This is a genomic window from bacterium, assembly GCA_019637795.1.
Taxonomy (GTDB): domain Bacteria; phylum Desulfobacterota; class Binatia; order HRBIN30; family CADEER01; genus JAHBUY01.
The window spans coordinates 919,409-935,079 of the sequence record JAHBUY010000001.1 but is presented as its reverse complement, the minus strand read 5'-3'; the positions used below and the strand labels follow the sequence as shown (position 1 = coordinate 935,079).

The following is a 15,671-nucleotide window of genomic DNA, read 5'->3' as shown; positions in this document are numbered from 1 at the left end:
CGCGCCTCCCCTGGCGGCCTTTGCCGGCCGTGGAATTCGTGCCAGGGTCGATGGCCGCATGGATACCGCCGCGCTCCGCTCCGAGATCGACGACGCCTGGCGCCGCAGCATCGTGCCGGCGCTCGAGCGCTACATCGCGATTCCCAACCAGTCGCCGGCGTTCGACCCGCAGTGGCAGACGCACGGCCACATGGAGCGCGCCGTGCAACTGATCGTCGACTGGACGCGCGCCCAGCGGGTGGACGGCCTGCAGGTCGAGGTGGTGCGGTTGGAGGGGCGGACGCCGGTGGTGTGGATGGAGCTCGGCGCGGCGGGCGCCGGGCCGGCGGCCGACACCGTGCTACTCTACGGCCATCTCGACAAGCAGCCGCCGATGGAGGGGTGGGCGGACGGCCTCGGGCCATGGACGCCGGTGATCCGCGACGGCCGGCTCTACGGCCGCGGCGGCGCCGACGACGGCTACGCCGCGTTCGCCTGCGTCGCGGCGCTGCAGGCGCTGCGCCGTCATCGCCTGCCGCACGCCCGCTGCGTGGTGCTGATCGAGGCGTGCGAGGAGAGCGGCTCGTACGACCTGCCGGCGTACGTCGAAGCCCTGGCCGATCGCATCGGCACGCCGAGCCTGGTGATCTGCCTCGACTCCGGCTGCGGCGACTACGAGCGGCTGTGGATCACCACCTCGCTGCGCGGTCTGGTCGGCGGCACCCTCAGCGCGCGCGCGCTGCAGGAAGGCGTGCACTCGGGCGCCGCCAGCGGCATCGTGCCTTCGACCTTCCGCATCCTGCGCGCGCTGCTCGGCCGTCTCGAGGACGCCGGCAGCGGCGCCATCCTGCCGGCGGCGCTGCACGTCGAGATTCCGGCCGAGCGCCGCCAGCAGGCGGCCGCCGCGGCGGCGGTGCTGGGTCCGGCGGTCGCCGGCGGCTTCCCGTTCGCCGGCACGACCCGGCCGCTCAGCGAGGACGTCACCGAGCTGCTCCTCAATCGCACCTGGCGGCCGCAGCTCGAGATCACCGGCGCCGCCGGCCTGCCGGCGCTGGCGAGCGCCGGCAACGTGCTGCGTCCATGGACGACGCTCAAGCTCTCGCTGCGCCTGCCGCCGACCCTCGACGCGCGCGCCGCCACCGCCGCGCTGCGCGCCCTTCTCACCGCCGATCCGCCGTATGGCGCCGAGGTCGCGTTCGAGGCCGAGCAGGGCACCAGCGGCTGGAACGCGCCGCCGCTGGCGCCGTGGCTCGCCGAGTCGGTGGCGCGCGCCTCGCGCGACTGCTTCGGCCGCGAGGCCTGCTTCCAGGGCGAGGGCGGCACCATCCCGTTCATGGCCATGCTCGGCGAGCGCTTCCCCGCGGCGCAGTTCGTCATCACCGGCGTCCTCGGCCCGCGCTCGAACGCGCACGGCCCGAACGAGTTCCTGCACCTCGAGACCGGGGCCCGCCTGACCGCCTGCGTCGCCGCGATCCTCGCCGATCACGCCCGCTGACCCGGCGCGCGTGGTCGCGACGCTGGAGCGGCCGCGGCCACCGATGCCTGGCGCTCCGCGGCGCCGGTGTATCGCAATGGTTACATCGCCACGCGACGCGGATTTCCGCTGTCGCCCCGCGCGACGCATAGTAGACTCTGGCGCATGGTGCGCTGGCTGACCGCTGGCATCGACCGCGCGGCCGATCCGTTGCGGGAGAGCCTGCTCTACCAACGCGTGCGCGCCGCCGGGCGCTTCGTGCTGGCGGGCCTGGCGGTCCTGGCGGCCGGCGAGCTGATCGAGCGGCCGGGGGAGAATCCCGCCGTCACGGCGCTGCAGTTGCTCACCGCGCTCGGGGTGGTCGTGGCGCTGGCCGTGCTGGCGCGGACCCGCCGCTTCGAGTCCGTGGTCGTGATCGCGGTCGCTGCCGAGCTGTGGTGCGGGCTCGGCAGCGCCGCGATCGCGATCGCGACCGGGCACACGGCGACGTCGCTGATCGTGCTCGTGTCGCTGGCCGCCGGCACGGCGGTCTTCGTGCCCTGGGGGGCGCGGCCGCAGGTCGTGGTGGCGCTGTGGAACAGCGCCATGTTCGCGCTCGAGGTCCTCGTGCTGTACGGCGCGCTGCACGACCGCTCGCGCGAGCTGGTGGCGTTGGTGGTGATCAACCTCGGGACGGTGTTCATCGCGCGCGAGCTGCAGCGGCAGCGCCACCTGACGCGGGTCGAGCAGCGCCGGCGCCTGGCGCGCGAGCGCGAGCTCGAGGAGAACGCCGGCGTCGCCGCGGCGCTGGCGAAGGTGGGCGAGGGGCTCATCGCCGGCCTCAACCGCGCCGACCTGCTGCAGCGCCTGTGCGGGCTCGCCCAGGACGCCCTCGGCGCCGACAGCGCCCAGGTCTGGCTGCTCGACCCGGCGCGCGCCGTCTATCAGCCGACCTGTCGCTCCGGCGATCGCGAGGAGGGCTGGGAGGAGGCGGTGCGGCTGATCAGCGTGCCCGCGGACTCGGTCGAGGTCCACCGCGCCGCCGCCGATCGCGACGGCGCCCTGTGGATCCCCGCCGCCGAGCTGGCGATGCCGTATCGCCTGCTCGCGGCGGAGCTTCGCGGCCTCATGTGGATCACGCTGCGCCGCGCCGCCGAGACGGCCGGGGTGCTCCTCATCGCCTACCGCGACGCGCCGGAGCCGGGGGAGCGCGCGCTGCGCATCGCCCGCGGCGTCGCCCAACTCGCCTCGATGGCGCTGGAGAACGCGCGCCTGCACGACGAGTTGCGGCGCGCCAACAATCTCAAGTCGGAATTCATGGCGACGATGTCGCACGAGCTGCGCACGCCGCTGAACGTCATCATCGGCTACGGTTCGCTGCTGCTCGAGGGGGCCATGGGGCCGCTGCAGGACGGGCAGGCGGCGACCCTGCAGCGCATGCACGACAACGCCGTGCAGCTTCTCGAGCTGATCAACGCGACCCTCGACGTCAGTCGCCTGGAGAGCGGGCGCATCCCGCTCGACCTGGCGCCCGTCGACCTCGCGGCGGTGCTGGCCGAGGTGGAGGCGCGCACCCGCGATCTGCGCGCCCGGGCCGGCGTGACGTGCACCTTCGAGGTCGCCGCGGACGTCGGCCCGCTGGTCACCGACGCGGCGAAGCTGCGCATCATCCTGGTCAACCTGGTCGGCAACGCGTTGAAGTTCACCGCCGCCGGTCGGGTGTCGGTGCGCGTCGGGCAGGACGCCGGGGGCGTGGAGCTCGTCGTCAGCGACACCGGCATCGGCATCGCCAAGGAGGTGCAGGAGGCGGTCTTCGAGCCCTTTCGCCAGGCCGACGCGAGCATCGGCGCGCGCTTTGGCGGCGTCGGCCTCGGGCTGTTCATCGTCCAGCGCCTGGTGGCGGCGCTCGGCGGCACGATCGAGCTGGAGAGCGAGGTCGGCCGCGGCTCGACCTTTCGCATCCGTCTGCCGGGCGGCGCCCGGGCGTTCCAGGCGGCGTGAGCCGTCCGGAGCGCGCGCGCGACGGCGCTATTGCGCGACGACGCGTTGGCCTTCCGTCAGCGCGACGTCGCCGACGACCACGGTCTCGCCGCCTTCGAGGCCGCTGCCGATGCGCACCTGGCTGCCGACGTCGCCGCGCGGCTCGACGACGCGGCTGGTCACCCGGCCGTCGCGCACCACCCACACCGCGGTGTCGCCCGCCGTCGTGCGGTGGAGCGCGCTCGCCGGCACCAGCACCACCGCCTCGTCGGTCCGCACGCTCTGCGGCGGCTGCAGGAAGGTGATGCGGGCGCTCATGTCGGGCAGCAGCTTCGCGTCGGGGTGGAGGATGTGGACCTCGACCTTGAGCGTTCCCTTCTGGCGGTCGACCTGCGGGTAGAGCTTCACCACCCGCGCGTCGTACTTCGCGTCCGGGTAGGCGTCCGGCGTCACCTGCGCCGGCTGGCCGATCTGCACCCGCGCCAGATCGGCCTCGTTGACGTCGACCTCGGCGCGCATGTCGGTGAGATTGGCCATGCGGATGAGGTCGCCGGAGCCGGCGAACCCGCCCGGCACGGCGATCTCGCCGACCTCCTTCAGCTTGGCGAGGATGACGCCGTCGGCCGGCGCGCGCAGGGTCGTGTAGTCGAGGTTCACCGTCGCCTGGTTGAGCTCGGCGTCGAGCTGCCCGATCTGGGCCCGCGTCACGGCGGCGCGGTTCACCAGCACGTCGAGCTCCTGCTGCGAGATCACCCCCTGGGCGCGCAGGGCGCGGCCGCGCTGCAGGTCGGCGTCGGCGAGGGCGAGATCGGCGCGCGCCGAGGCCTGGCGCGCCTGGATCGCCGCCACCGCGGCCCGGTAGTCGCGGTCGTCGAGCTGCACCAGCGGGTCGCCCTTGCGCACGCTCTGCCCTTCCTCGACGAAATAGTGATCGATGCGGCCGGGCACGCGGACGCCGATGGAGACGTAGCGGTCGCCGGTGACCACGTAGCCGGAGCCGGAGAGCAGCGGCGCCGGCCCGGTGGCGCCGGCGGTCGAGCGCTCCGCCACCGCGACGGTCACCGGCAGCGGACGGACGCGGGCGACGACGAGGGCGGCGGCCGCCGCCAGCACGGCGACGGCGAGCACCGGCAACGGCCAGCGCCGCCGCTGTCGCCGCGCCCCGGCGCGCCGCGCGGGCGCGCGCTCGATGCGCAGGGACTGCAGGTCGGCACGCAACTGGTCTTCGCGCTCGCTCGTCATCGCCCGGTTGCTATCACACCACGCGCGCGGGCGCCGCCCGTCACGCCTTGCGCAGCGCCTCGATCGGCCGCAGCCGCGCCGCGCGCCACGCCGGGCCCAGGCCGCCGGCGAGACCGATCAGGAGGGAGAGGACGAGCGCCGCGGCGAGGTCGCCGGGGGCGACGGCGAGGGTGACCACGTTGGTGGTGAAGGTGCGGGCGCCGAAGGCGACGCCGCCGACCAGCGCCGCGATCGCCTTGGTCAGCAGCACCGCGACCGCGGCGCCGAGCAGGAAGCCGAGCACCGCCAGCGCCACCGCCTCGAGCTGGAACGACCACAGGATGGCGCCGCGGCTGAAACCGAGCGCGCGCAGGGTGCCGATCTCGGCGGTGCGCGCCTGCACGGCGGCGTACATGGTGTTGGCGGCGCCGAAGCCGGCGCCGATGCCGGCCAGCACGGCGATGCCGACGACCAGCACGTAGAGGGCGTTCGCCGACTCCGCCTGCTTGGCGTAGTAGGCGGTCTCGCTCTGCGCCTCGATGGCGTAGCGCGGATCGTCGTCGATGCGCCGCTCGAGCGCCGCCATCGCGTCCGGACTGGCGGCGGTGAGGCGGATGCCGGAATAGGGGAACGGCCGCTTGGCGTCGTTGGCCAGCTCGCGCACGTCGACCCACACCTCGCTCTCGAACGACGAGCCGCCGGAGTCGAGCACGCCGACCACCTTCCAGCGGCCGCGTCCGAACTGCAGCTCGTCGCCGAGGGCGGCGCCTTCGTAGCGTCCCATGACGCCCCTGCCGACCACCGCCTCCGCCGAGCTGGGGTTGAACATGCGCCCCTCGGCGATCCGCACCTCGCGGTGCACCTGCAGCGCCACCGGCTCGACGCCGCGCACCAGGACGTTCTCGCGCCCGCCGTCGCGGGTGCGGAAGAACGGCTGCACCACCAGCTCGGGAGAGACCAGCGGCTGATCGTCGGCGTCGCGCGCGATGCCGTCGAGGTACTTGATCGCCTGATAGGCCTCGAGCGTGAGCTGGCTCGAGCCGTCGTTGTCGGAGCCCTTGCGCATCACCACCAGGTTGAGCGGCTCGCCGCTCGAGACCAGCGTCCGCCGCAGGCTCGAGATCAGGCCGAGGAAGAGCGTGCACGCCACCACCACGAGCGCGATCACGCCGGCCGTCATCAGGCTGCGGGCGGGCCGCGCGGTGACGTTCCGGATGGCGTAGGACGGGGGGAGGCTCATGGGGCGACGGCGCGACCGCGACCGGTGACCAGTCGTCAGAACACCTCGTGCAGCGTCTGCACCACCGGCTTGCGGGCCGCCCCCCAGGAGGGGACGACGCCGGAGAGCATGCCGACGAAGAGGGAGAGGAAGACCCCCTGCACGATCACCGGGCCGGTGACGATGAAGCTGCCGAGCGGGCCGAGGGTCTCGTTCCAGCCGGCGAAGGCGCGCAGCAGGCCGGTCAGCCCCATGGTGAGGGCGACGCCGAGCAGCCCGGCGACCGTGGAGAGCACGACGGCCTCGGCGAGCAGGGTGCCGAAGATGATGCCGCGGGTGAAGCCGATGGCCTTCATCACCGCCAGCTCGCCGGCGCGCTCGCGCACCGCCATCGAGGCGGTGTTGGCGGCGATGAAGACGATGCACAGCGCCACCAGGCCGGTGACGATGAGGACGATGGTGACGAAGCCCTGCAGGCTGCCGAAGAAGTTGGCGAAGAAGCTCTTCTCGGTCTCGCTCGCCGTCTCCGCCTCGCTGTTGCGCGACAGCTCGTCGACCGTGCGCATGATCGCGTTCACCCGCTCGGGGCTCTCGGCGCGCACCCAGATGACGCCGGCGATGCCGAGCCCAGGGCGGCCCTGCGCCTTCAGCGCCTGGTCGAGGTACTCGCGGTTGAGCCACAGCATCGGCGCCCGTTCGTTGGGAACCTCGCCGACGATGCGCAGGTCGAGGGTGACCGGCCAGACCGTCGAGCGCAGCGTGACGCGGTCACCGATCTTCCAGTTGTACTTGCGCATCGTCTGGCGGCCGACGATGGCGCCGTCGCGGTAGCGCTGGAAGTCGGCGAGCTGCTCGGGCCGGATGCCGTAGTCGGGGTAGACGGCGCCGACCTGATCGGCCTCGACGGCGAAGTTCGGGAAGGTGACCCGTCCCGCCTCCTCGTAGGCGCCGCCGAACCAGGTCATCGCCGCGGCGGCGGCGACGCCGTCCACCTGCCGCACCTTGCGGGTGAACGCGTACGGCATCGCGTAGACGACGCCGGCCTTGTTGTGCACCGAGATGCGGGTGTTGTTGGTCAGGTTGTCGAGCAGCGAATTCAGCCCCTCGGGCATGGTGAGCAGCATGCACACCAACGCCACCGCGAGGGTGATGGCGGCGCCGGTGAGCGCGGTGCGCAGCGCGTTGCGGCCGAGGTTGGCGCGCACCAGGCCAAGCCATTTCATCGCCGCCGTCCCTCGCCGAGCAGCCCGCCGCCGGCGGCGAGCCGGATCGCCTCGCCGGCTCGTGCCGCCGCTTCGCCCTCGAGCAGGATGCCCTTGTCGAGGTGCAGCGCGTCGTCGACGAAGCGCAGGGCGCGCGGGTCGTGGGTGACCATGACGATCGTCTTGCCGAACTCGTGCTTGAGCTGCCGCAGCAGGGTGAGGATCTCCTCGGCGTTGCGCGCGTCGAGGTCGCCGGTGGGCTCGTCGGCGACGATCAGGTCCGGGTCGGTGACCACGGCGCGGGCGATGGCGACGCGCTGCTGCTCGCCGCCGGAGAGCGTGCGCGGATAGTGGTCCATGCGCTCGGCGAGGCCGACGACGCGCAGCGCCGTCTCGGCGCGCTGCAGCCGCTCGCGCTTGTCCAGGTGGGTCAGCAGCAGCGGCAGCGCCACGTTGTCGCGCGCCGTCAGCACCGGCATCAGGTTGAAGAACTGGAAGATCAGCCCGACGTGGCGGGCGCGCCAGTGCGCCAGCTCGTCCTCGGTGAGGTCGTTGAGCCGCTCGCCGGCGACGATCACCTCGCCGTCGCTCGGCCGGTCGATCCCGGACACCAGGTTGAGCAGGGTCGACTTGCCCGATCCCGACGGGCCCATGAAGGCGACGAAGCGGCCGGCGGGAATGGTCAGCGAGACCCGATCGAGCGCGTGCACCTCGTCGACCCCGCGCCGATAGAGGCGCGATACGGAGCGGATCTCGATCAGCGCTTCAGCGGACACGGCGGGCGGCTCGGGCGACACGGAGAACACTAATGACCACAGTTGGACGCAAAGAAAAACGGGGATGGGCGCCGCCGGCGCGGTCCGCGCCGCCGGTGTTGATCGTCGTCCCTCGGTCTTCGTCGCTGTCCTCCATCGCGTGCCATCCACCCCAGCGCGCTCAAAAGGGCTTCGCCGTCATCAGATAGGTGATGGCCGCGACGAGCGCGCACATCGCCCACAGCAGCGGCCGCAGCCCTGGGGGCAATGCGGCGGGCGGCGAGCCGCCCTGGCGCCGTCGCGCGCGCCGTCGGACGATGTGGTGCAGCACGGCGAGAAGGATGAACAGGGCCAGGGACGCGCGCACCCACCCCGTCCTGCCGAGGGCGCCGTTCGTCTGCTGGACGAGCAGGACGCCGGTGGCGAGCATCGCCCCGAGGCTTACGCCGACGACGCGGAGGAGTTGCGCGAAGCGTTCGGCCGGCATGGAGGGCGCCGGCCAGGACGACGCGACGGCGAGGGTGGTGAGCGGGCCCAGGCCGAGAATGGCGGCGAGCACGTGCAGGAAAACCAGGGTGGAATACGGAGATGGGTCCATCGCTCTCGTGACTTCCGGGGCCAGCCGGCCGTCGTCGGCGTGGCGGAGTCGCGATCAATGACCGCCCTGGCGGCTGTTCCGTGACAGGCGGGGCGCCGGCGTCGGTGGCGGGCGGATGTCCGCCTTCCTGTCACAACCGGGTCCCCGGATCGGTCTATACTGCCGAATCCATGGGAGGCGGCGGACTGCCACGATGATCGACCCGACGCTCGCGCGCTTCGAGGAGCACCGCGGTCTGCTCTTCGGCATCGCCTATCGCATGCTGGGGTCGGTGACCGACGCCCAGGACATCGTGCAGGAGAGCTATCTCCGCTGGCAGCAGGCGACGGACGAACCCATCCGCTCTCCGCGCGCCTGGCTGACGACGGTGGTCACGCGCCTGTGCATCAACCACCTCCAGCAGGCACGGGTCGCGCGCGAGTCCTACGTCGGGTCCTGGTTGCCCGAGCCGCTGGTGGACGAGCCGGCCGGCGATCCGGCGACGGTCTCGCAGTTGGCGGACTCGTTGTCGCTCGCCTTCCTCGTCGTGCTGGAAACCCTCAGCCCGATGGAACGCGCGGTCTTCATCCTGCGCGAGGGCTTCGACTGCGAGTTCGCCGACATCGCGCGCATCGTCGACAAGTCGGAGGCCAATTGCCGGCAGATCCTCGTCCGCGCTCGCAAGCGCATCGACCAGCGCCGGCCGCGCTACGACGCGGGGCGCGCCGACGCGGAGCGGCTGGTGGCCCGCTTCGCCACGGCGGTGCGAGACGGCGATCTCGAGGCTCTGGTCGCGAGCCTGTCGGACGACGCAGTGCTGGTGCTCGACGCCGGCGACAAGCCGGGAGCGCTGCGGCGGCCGCTTCACGGCGCGACGCCCATCGCCCGGGTGTTGATCAACGTCCTGCGCACAGTCGGTCCGGCGGGGGGCGAGGTCCGCCCCGCGACGATCAACGGCCTGCCCGGGTTCGTCAGATTCCAGGAGGGCCGCGCGCAGGGCGTGCTGGCGCTCGGCATCGCCGCCGGGCGCATCCAGGCGCTCTTCTCGATCACCAATCGCGACAAGCTCCGGCACCTCGACCGGGCGCCGGGGCACGCGTAGCGTCGGACCGTCCCGGGGCTTCAGCGGTCGGCCGACGGCGCCGGCGCCGCCGCGGCGCGCGCGTCGACCGGCGCCGGGCGCCCCTCCGGCCGGGGCAGAATCCAGGTCACCGCGGCCCCCAACAGCAGGCCGCCCACGCCGCCGATCGCGTACGTCGCGTCGATTCCGATGTGATCGATCAGCCAGCCGCAGGCGGCATTGGAGAGGATGCCGCCGAGGCCGACGCCCACGGTCGCCAGCAGGCCCTGACCGGTGGCGCGCAGGCGCTCGGGGACGATCAATTCCAGATAGAGCGGCGCGCCGAGCAGCAGGCCGGCGACCACCACGCCGTGCAGCAACTGGACGGGATAGAGCACCGCCAGGTCGCGGCTCGACGCGCACACCAGCCAGCGCGCGCCGCCGGCGAGCACGCCGGCGGCGAGCAGGCCGCGCGCTCCCAGCCGGCGCAGCCCGGTGCCGGAGAGGGCGACGAGCGGGATCTCGAGCAGCAGCATGACGATCCACATGTGGCCCACCGTCATCAGGTCGCCGCCGCGGTCGCGCACGAAGAGCGGGAACAGGGACATCGGTCCCTGCAGGAAGAGGTAGCCGGCGAACGCGTAGGCGAGCAGCCGGCGCAGCGGCGCGGAGCGCAGCAGGACGCGCCACTCGCCGCGTCCGGCGCGGTGGATGGCCGGGCTGCGCCGCGGCAGCCACGGCCACACCGCGGCGGCGGCGAGGGTGAACGCGGCGGTCGCCGGGAACATCGCCGCCAGTGCCGGTTCGACGGCGCCGCCGGCCGGCGGCGCCAGGTGGCGCAGGGCCCATGGGAACAGCGCCACCGCCAGCAGGTAGCCGACGGTGCCCCAGACGCGCACCAGGCCGAAGGCGTGCGGGCCGCGGCCGTGGAGGGCGCCGAACGTCACCGAGAGCGACACCGGCACCACCGCGGTCGCCGCCGCCGCCAGCAGCGCCGTGCCCAGCAGCAGCGCGGTGAAGCCGTGCAGCCAGGTCAGCGCCAGGTAGCCGAGCGCCGACAGGAGGGTGAGCAGGGCGAGGACGGCGCTGCGCGCGCCGCTGCGATCGGCGAGCTGGCCCCACAGCGGTTGGGCGACCATGCCGACCAGCGGCACGGCGGCCAGGATGCTGCCCACCTCGGTGCCGCTCAGTCCGGCGTTGTCACGCAGATAGAGCGAGTAGAACGGATAGAAGATGCCGAGCCCGGTGAAATAGAGGAACCAGTAGGCCGACAGCGGCAGCGAGCGGCGCGTCCAGGTCAGGCGCGCTCCTGGCGCAGGGCGAACATCGCCCGCAGCATGGCGCCGGCGTCGATCGGGGCGTCGTAGGGCTCGCCGCGCAGCTCGCGGTAGGCGCGGGCGACGTTGAACAGGATGCGCTGCGGTTCGGTCCAGCCGGCATAGGGGCCGAGGTCGATGCGCCGCGCCGCCTGTTCGACGCTCAGGCCGTCGTGGAAGCAGCGGGCCGCCTCGCCGCGCACGTACTCGAGGTAGGCCTTCATCTCGCGCGGTCCCTCGACGCCGCAGAGCGGACCGTGGCCGGGGACGATCACCGCCGGATCGAGGGCGATGATGCGATCGAGCGCCGCCGTCCACCTGGCGAAGGTCCCCTCCCAGCCGATCGGCGTGCAGAGGCGGAACAGGACGTCGCCGGTGAAGACGACGCGCTGCGCCGGCAGGTGGACGATGGCGTCGCCGGCGGTGTGGGCCGGGCCGACGTAGAGCAGCTCGACGCGCAGGCCGTCGAGGTCGAGGTCGAGCCGGTCGTCGAACACCGTCGTCGGCGGCGTCAGCTCGATGCCGGTGAAGTCGTAGGCGTCGAGCTCGCGCGCCAGCGCCGCCAGCGCCGGGTCGGCGGACCCCGCCTGCGCCTTCAGCATCTGCATCGTGCGCGGCTGTTCCTTGCCGAAGCTCGCCGCGCACAGGCGATGGCCGATGATCTCGGCGCCGGGGAAGAGCTGGTTGCCCCAGCAGTGATCGCCGTTGTGGTGGGTGTTCACCACCCGCCGCGCCGGCGCCGCCCAGACGCGCGCGTACTGCGCCATCATCGCCCGCGTGCGCGGCAGGTCCCAGAAGGTGTCGACCACCACCCCGCCGCCGCGATTGATCAACCCCGAATTGCTCCAGCCCAGGCCGCGATCCGGCTGCAGGCAGGCGTAGACATCCGTCGCGATCTCGTGCAGCCGCATGTCGGCCGGATAGCACGGGCCGCCGCTCACAAACCACCGAGGGCGGGTGGCGGAGGGCAACGCGCGGCGGCGCGCCTGCCCTCGGCGAGCAGCGACCGGAGTCAGCGCGCCGCCAGCAGGCGGTGGACCCAGCGGCGATAGGTCTCCAGGGGCTGGGCGCCGATCACCATCAGATCGGTGCCGTCGACGCAGACGGCGGGCACGCCGGTGATCCCGCGCTCGATCGCCTCCTCGTGCTCGGCGAGCACCTGGCGCAGCAGGGCCGGGTCGGCGCTGGCGTCGAAGGCCGCCGCGGGCAGCGCGCATTCGTTCCAGATGGCGCGCAGGGTCGCGGCGTCGGTGATGTCGCGGTTGTCGGTGAAGTAGGCGCGCAGCAGCGCCTCGTGCACGCGGGCGAAGGCTTCATCGCCGAGCCGCGCCGCCGCTTTGGCGATCAGGTGCGGCGGGATGCTGTGCGACGGCGGGCCGGCGTCGGTGCGCCAGACCGAGAAGGTGCCGCCGTCGGGGTCAGCGGCGGCGCGCAGCCACGACTGCGTGTAGGCGCGGAACTTCTCCAGGGTGCGCCGCGGGTCCGGCTGCGGCCGCAGCAGGAAGCTGCGCCAGGTGACGGCGAGCCCGCCCGCGAGCTCGTCCTCCAGCCGCCGCAGCCGCGCGGCGGCGTTGAAACACCACGGACACAGGTAATCGGAATACGCGATCAGGCGCAGCACGGCGGGGCCGCCCCCGTCGCGTGGCGCTCACTCCTCCCGCTCGTCGAGGGTGATCGGCGCGCAGGCGATGCGCGCGCCGGAGTTCCCCGAGGGATCGGTCTTGTAGTCGTCGGGGTTGGCGTGGATGACGATCGACGCGCCGTCCTCGTCGAGCAGCCCGCCCGCGCCGCGCAGGGCGACGCCGGGCAGGTCGACCTGGAGCTCGAGCTTGCCGTCGGCCGGGATGGTGATGTTGTCGAGATCGCCGGCGTGCGGACCCTTCGGGTTCTCCTTGCCGTGCTGGTGGCCGGCGGGATTGAAGTGCGGCCCGGCGGAGTCGAACGTCGGCGGCATGCACTTGCCGACGGAGTGGATGTGCATGCCGTGCACCCCCGGAGGCAGGTCGTGCAGCTTGAGCAGGAACATCGTGCCGCTCGGCATGTGCTCCACGGTCAGCGTGCCGACGTTCTTGCCCTCGGCGTTGATGAAGGTGCCACGCCCGGTTTCCTGCCCCATCGCCGGCGCCGCGAGTCCCACTGCGGCGATCGCCACTACGGTCCACCGTGCTGCGCGCTGCATGATCGTCCCCCTTCGCGAAGGTCTGCCGTCCGGAACGACCGGCTTTATTACCCAAGCCGCCGGGAAGGACAAGGACGCGGACGCGACGCCCGCGGGCGACCCCAGGGTGGCCGCTCGCCGCGCCCGGCGGGCCGTCACTGGCGCAGCGGGTGCACGGCGTGGGCCTTGAAGATGACGAACACCGCGCTGCCGATCGCCAGCCCGAGCGCGCGCCGCGATTGCTCGGTGATGCGCGCCCGCAGCGGCTGGCCGCAGTCGATGGTGAGCAGCACGCCGCCGGGATCGGCGTCGATGGCGGTGACCCGGCCGCGCAACTGGTTGCGCGCGCTGGAGGCGATCGGCGCCAGCGAGACGATGAGGTCGTCGGCATCGATCGCCACCGCCGGTGGGTGCGCCTCGGCCGGCAATTCGAGCCGCAGCCCGGCGGCATCGAAGAGCCAGCGCTCGCCGTCGCGCACCGCGGTGCCGCGCAGCACGGTGACCACCGGCGTCGGAGCGAGGCGCCCGGCGTCGAGCGCGACCACCGATGCCGCGAGCCGGCGCGCCTGGTCGGCGTCGTGGGTGGCGAGCATCACGGTGCAGCCGGCGGCGGGCAGGCGCGCCAGCGCCGATTCGATCAGCGGCACGCTGGCGCGGTCGACGGTGGCGGTGGGCTCGTCGAAGAGCAGCACCTGCGGCGCGCAGGCGAGGGCGCGGGCGAGCGCGACGCGCTGCGCCTCGCCGCTCGACAGCGTATGCGCGGCGCGTTCGAGCAGTGCCGCGGCGCCGACGGCATCGAGCGCCCGCCGCACCGCGGCGGGATCGCGCCGGCCGCGGGCGCGCAGGCCGAAGGCGACATTGTGGCCGACGCTGCCGTGGAACAGGTAGGGCGAGGCGCCGACGTAGGTGACGCGGCGGCGCAGCGCCGCCAGCGCGGCGGGGCGGGCGCCGACCGCCTGGCCGGCGAAGAACACCGCGCCGCGGGTGGGGGCGATGAGAAAGGCGAGCAGCCGGAGCAGGGTCGACTTGCCGGCGCCGTTGGGGCCGACCACGGCGGTGATCGCGCCGGCGGCGATCGCCAACTCCGGCAGGGCCAGGATGGCGCGCCCGTCGCGCTCGACGCTGACGGCGCGCAGCGCGTAGAGCGGCGGCGTCATCGCGTCGCGGTCACCAGCGCCGCGCCCGCGTTCACCAGCAGCGCCACGCCGAGCAGGATGAAGCCGAGGGCCAGCGCCAGCGCGAGCTCGCCCTTGCCGGTTTCCAACGCGATCGCCGTCGTCATGGTGCGGGTGGCGTTCTCGATGTTGCCGCCGAGCATGAGCGCGACCCCGAGCTCGGAAATCAGGCGGCCGAAGCCGGTGGCGACGGCGGCCAGCGCGCCGCGCCGCAGCTCGCGCAGCACCGCCCAGGCGGCGCCGAGGCGCGACGCGCCCAGGGTCAGCGCCGTCTCGTGGATGCGCGGGTCGGCGCCGCTGACCAGCGCCATGGTCAGCGCCGCCATCAGCGGCGCGACCAGCACGGTTTCGCCGAGCACCATGGCGCTGCGCGTGTACAGCAGCCCCCAGTCGCCGAGCGGACCGCGGCGCGACAGCAGGGCGTAGACGAGCAGGCCCACCACCACGGTCGGCAGGGCGGTGGCGGTGTTGAGCGCGACCTCGACGACGCGCCGGCCGCGGAATCGTCCGCTGCCGACGGCGAAGCCGAGCGGCGCGCCGAGCAGGGTCGCGAACAGGGTCGCCAGCAGCGCCACCTGGAGCGACACGGTGACCGCGGCGACGACGTGCGGATCGCGCGTCGCCAGCAGGTGCAACGCCGTCGTCAGCGCCTCGCCGAATCCCATGCCAGCGACCTGTGGAGGGCGCCGGCGTCGCCGTCAAGGCGCGCTGGGCACTGCGGTGGGGATGAACAACGACTGGCCGTCGATCTGGAACGCGGCGATGCGCTGCTGGCCCTCGGGCGAGGTCATCCAGGCGATCAGCGCCATCGCGGCGATGTACTTGACGGTGCGATGGCGCGCCGGGTTGGTGGCGATCAGCGAGTAGGGGTTGAAGAGCACCGGCTCCTTCTCGACCAGGATCGCCAGGTCGCCCTTCTGCTTGCGCGACAGGTAGGTGCCGCGGTCGGTGAGCGTGTAGGCGCGCAATTCGTCGGCCATCTGCAGCAACTGGCCCATGCCGACGCCGGCGCGCCGGTACCAGGCGCCGCTCGGCGCCATGCCGGCCGCCGTCCACAGCTCCTTCTCCTTGATGTGGGTTCCGGACTCGTCGCCGCGCGAGAGAAACGTCGCCTGCTTCGCCGCCAGTGTCTTCAAGGCGTCGGCGGCCGCCGTTCCCCTGATGCCGGCGGGATCGTCCGGCGGGCCGACGATGACGAAGTCGTTGTACATCACGCCGCGGCGGTTGACGCCGAAGCCGTTGGCGACGAATGCCTCCTCGAGCGCTGGCGCGTGCGCGAGGACGACGTCGACATCACCGTTTTCCGCCAGCGTCAGCGCCTGCCCGGAGCCGACGGCGACGACGTCGACCTGGAGGTGGAACGCCTGCTCGAACGCCGGCAGCAGATAGCCGAGGAGTCCCGAGCTCTCGGTGCTGGTGGTGGTTGCCAGGCGCAGATGCTCCTGCGCTGCCGCGGGCAATGCCCCGGCGGCGACGAGGGCAGCGATGAGAAGGAGTCGGCAGCGTCTCACGGCGCGTCGCCTTATCTCAGGTCGATCGGAGGAGCAATCGCCAGACGGGTGGCCTGGATGCCGTG

15 protein-coding genes are annotated in these 15,671 nt (G+C 73.2%); 3 read left to right on the top strand and 12 right to left on the bottom strand.

The genetic code is table 11. The annotated features are described in order from the left end of the window. Nucleotides 1-58 precede the first annotated feature (58 nt). Nucleotides 59-1,474, top strand: a complete 1,416-nt coding sequence (locus KF840_03965) for a M20/M25/M40 family metallo-hydrolase (GenBank protein MBX3024048.1) — start codon at nt 59-61, stop codon at nt 1,472-1,474. Between the two features lie 144 nt (nt 1,475-1,618). Next, nucleotides 1,619-3,433, top strand: coding sequence for a HAMP domain-containing histidine kinase (locus KF840_03960; protein ID MBX3024047.1), 1,815 nt, complete (start codon nt 1,619-1,621; stop codon nt 3,431-3,433). 27 nt (nt 3,434-3,460) lie between these two features. On the opposite strand, the gene KF840_03955 is transcribed toward KF840_03960, so the two are convergent. The 5 genes from KF840_03955 to KF840_03935 all read right to left on the bottom strand — a co-directional run bounded on the left by KF840_03955 (nt 3,461) and on the right by KF840_03935 (nt 8,407). Continuing rightward, nucleotides 3,461-4,654: an efflux RND transporter periplasmic adaptor subunit gene (locus KF840_03955; GenBank protein MBX3024046.1), complete on the bottom strand. Its 1,194-nt coding sequence runs from the start codon at nt 4,652-4,654 to the stop codon at nt 3,461-3,463. A 40-nt stretch (nt 4,655-4,694) separates the two neighbouring features. Continuing rightward, nucleotides 4,695-5,873, bottom strand: coding sequence for an ABC transporter permease (locus KF840_03950; protein MBX3024045.1), 1,179 nt, complete (start codon nt 5,871-5,873; stop codon nt 4,695-4,697). 35 nt (nt 5,874-5,908) lie between these two features. Next, on the bottom strand, nt 5,909-7,075 hold the full coding sequence (locus KF840_03945; protein MBX3024044.1) for an ABC transporter permease: 1,167 nt from the start codon (nt 7,073-7,075) through the stop codon (nt 5,909-5,911). Next, on the bottom strand, nt 7,072-7,830 hold the full coding sequence (locus KF840_03940; GenBank protein ID MBX3024043.1) for an ABC transporter ATP-binding protein: 759 nt from the start codon (nt 7,828-7,830) through the stop codon (nt 7,072-7,074). Before KF840_03940 ends, KF840_03945 begins: the two co-directional genes overlap by 4 nt. Before the next feature lie 160 nt (nt 7,831-7,990). Then, on the bottom strand, nt 7,991-8,407 hold the full coding sequence (locus KF840_03935; GenBank protein ID MBX3024042.1) for a hypothetical protein: 417 nt from the start codon (nt 8,405-8,407) through the stop codon (nt 7,991-7,993). A gap of 193 nt (nt 8,408-8,600) precedes the next feature. On the opposite strand from KF840_03935, the gene KF840_03930 reads away from it, so the two are divergent. Then, nucleotides 8,601-9,488 (top strand): RNA polymerase sigma-70 factor, encoded by an 888-nt coding sequence (locus tag KF840_03930; GenBank protein ID MBX3024041.1) that lies wholly within the window; start codon nt 8,601-8,603, stop codon nt 9,486-9,488. Nucleotides 9,489-9,508: 20 nt separating this feature from the next. On the opposite strand, the gene KF840_03925 is transcribed toward KF840_03930, so the two are convergent. The 7 genes from KF840_03925 to KF840_03895 all read right to left on the bottom strand — a co-directional run bounded on the left by KF840_03925 (nt 9,509) and on the right by KF840_03895 (nt 15,606). Beyond that, nucleotides 9,509-10,621 (bottom strand): MFS transporter, encoded by a 1,113-nt coding sequence (locus KF840_03925; protein ID MBX3024040.1) that lies wholly within the window; start codon nt 10,619-10,621, stop codon nt 9,509-9,511. Between the two features lie 122 nt (nt 10,622-10,743). Next, nucleotides 10,744-11,673 carry an MBL fold metallo-hydrolase gene (locus KF840_03920; protein MBX3024039.1) on the bottom strand — a complete coding sequence of 310 codons (930 nt, stop codon included), beginning with the start codon at nt 11,671-11,673 and terminating at the stop codon, nt 10,744-10,746. A 101-nt stretch (nt 11,674-11,774) separates the two neighbouring features. Further along, entirely contained in the window at nt 11,775-12,383 is a 609-nt protein-coding gene (locus KF840_03915) for a DsbA family protein (protein MBX3024038.1), read from the bottom strand. A gap of 27 nt (nt 12,384-12,410) precedes the next feature. After that, a complete protein-coding gene (locus KF840_03910; protein ID MBX3024037.1) occupies nt 12,411-12,941 on the bottom strand; it encodes a superoxide dismutase family protein in 531 nt (176 codons plus the stop codon). A 134-nt stretch (nt 12,942-13,075) separates the two neighbouring features. Next, complete coding sequence (locus KF840_03905; protein MBX3024036.1) at nt 13,076-14,077, bottom strand: ATP-binding cassette domain-containing protein; 1,002 nt, start codon at nt 14,075-14,077, stop codon at nt 13,076-13,078. Continuing rightward, nucleotides 14,074-14,760: an ABC transporter permease gene (locus tag KF840_03900; protein ID MBX3024035.1), complete on the bottom strand. Its 687-nt coding sequence runs from the start codon at nt 14,758-14,760 to the stop codon at nt 14,074-14,076. The genes KF840_03905 and KF840_03900 overlap by 4 nt, the downstream gene beginning before the upstream one ends. A gap of 33 nt (nt 14,761-14,793) precedes the next feature. Further along, the gene (locus KF840_03895) at nt 14,794-15,606 is read right to left on the bottom strand and encodes a substrate-binding domain-containing protein (GenBank protein ID MBX3024034.1); all 813 of its coding nucleotides are present in this window, start codon (nt 15,604-15,606) and stop codon (nt 14,794-14,796) included. Nucleotides 15,607-15,671 lie beyond the last annotated feature (65 nt).

What these genes read in the sequence shown, in the direction of transcription:
- KF840_03950 (MBX3024045.1), bottom strand. Translation starts at nt 5,873, where the DNA reads ATGAGCCTCCCCCCGTCCTACGCCATCCGGAACGTCACCGCGCGGCCC.
- KF840_03965 (MBX3024048.1), top strand. Translation starts at nt 59, where the DNA reads ATGGATACCGCCGCGCTCCGCTCCGAGATCGACGACGCCTGGCGCCGC.
- KF840_03920 (MBX3024039.1), bottom strand. Translation starts at nt 11,673, where the DNA reads ATGCGGCTGCACGAGATCGCGACGGATGTCTACGCCTGCCTGCAGCCG.
- KF840_03960 (MBX3024047.1), top strand. Translation starts at nt 1,619, where the DNA reads ATGGTGCGCTGGCTGACCGCTGGCATCGACCGCGCGGCCGATCCGTTG.
- KF840_03910 (MBX3024037.1), bottom strand. Translation starts at nt 12,941, where the DNA reads ATGCAGCGCGCAGCACGGTGGACCGTAGTGGCGATCGCCGCAGTGGGA.
- KF840_03900 (MBX3024035.1), bottom strand. Translation starts at nt 14,760, where the DNA reads ATGGGATTCGGCGAGGCGCTGACGACGGCGTTGCACCTGCTGGCGACG.
- KF840_03935 (MBX3024042.1), bottom strand. Translation starts at nt 8,407, where the DNA reads ATGGACCCATCTCCGTATTCCACCCTGGTTTTCCTGCACGTGCTCGCC.
- KF840_03945 (MBX3024044.1), bottom strand. Translation starts at nt 7,075, where the DNA reads ATGAAATGGCTTGGCCTGGTGCGCGCCAACCTCGGCCGCAACGCGCTG.
- KF840_03955 (MBX3024046.1), bottom strand. Translation starts at nt 4,654, where the DNA reads ATGACGAGCGAGCGCGAAGACCAGTTGCGTGCCGACCTGCAGTCCCTG.
- KF840_03905 (MBX3024036.1), bottom strand. Translation starts at nt 14,077, where the DNA reads ATGACGCCGCCGCTCTACGCGCTGCGCGCCGTCAGCGTCGAGCGCGAC.
- KF840_03930 (MBX3024041.1), top strand. Translation starts at nt 8,601, where the DNA reads ATGATCGACCCGACGCTCGCGCGCTTCGAGGAGCACCGCGGTCTGCTC.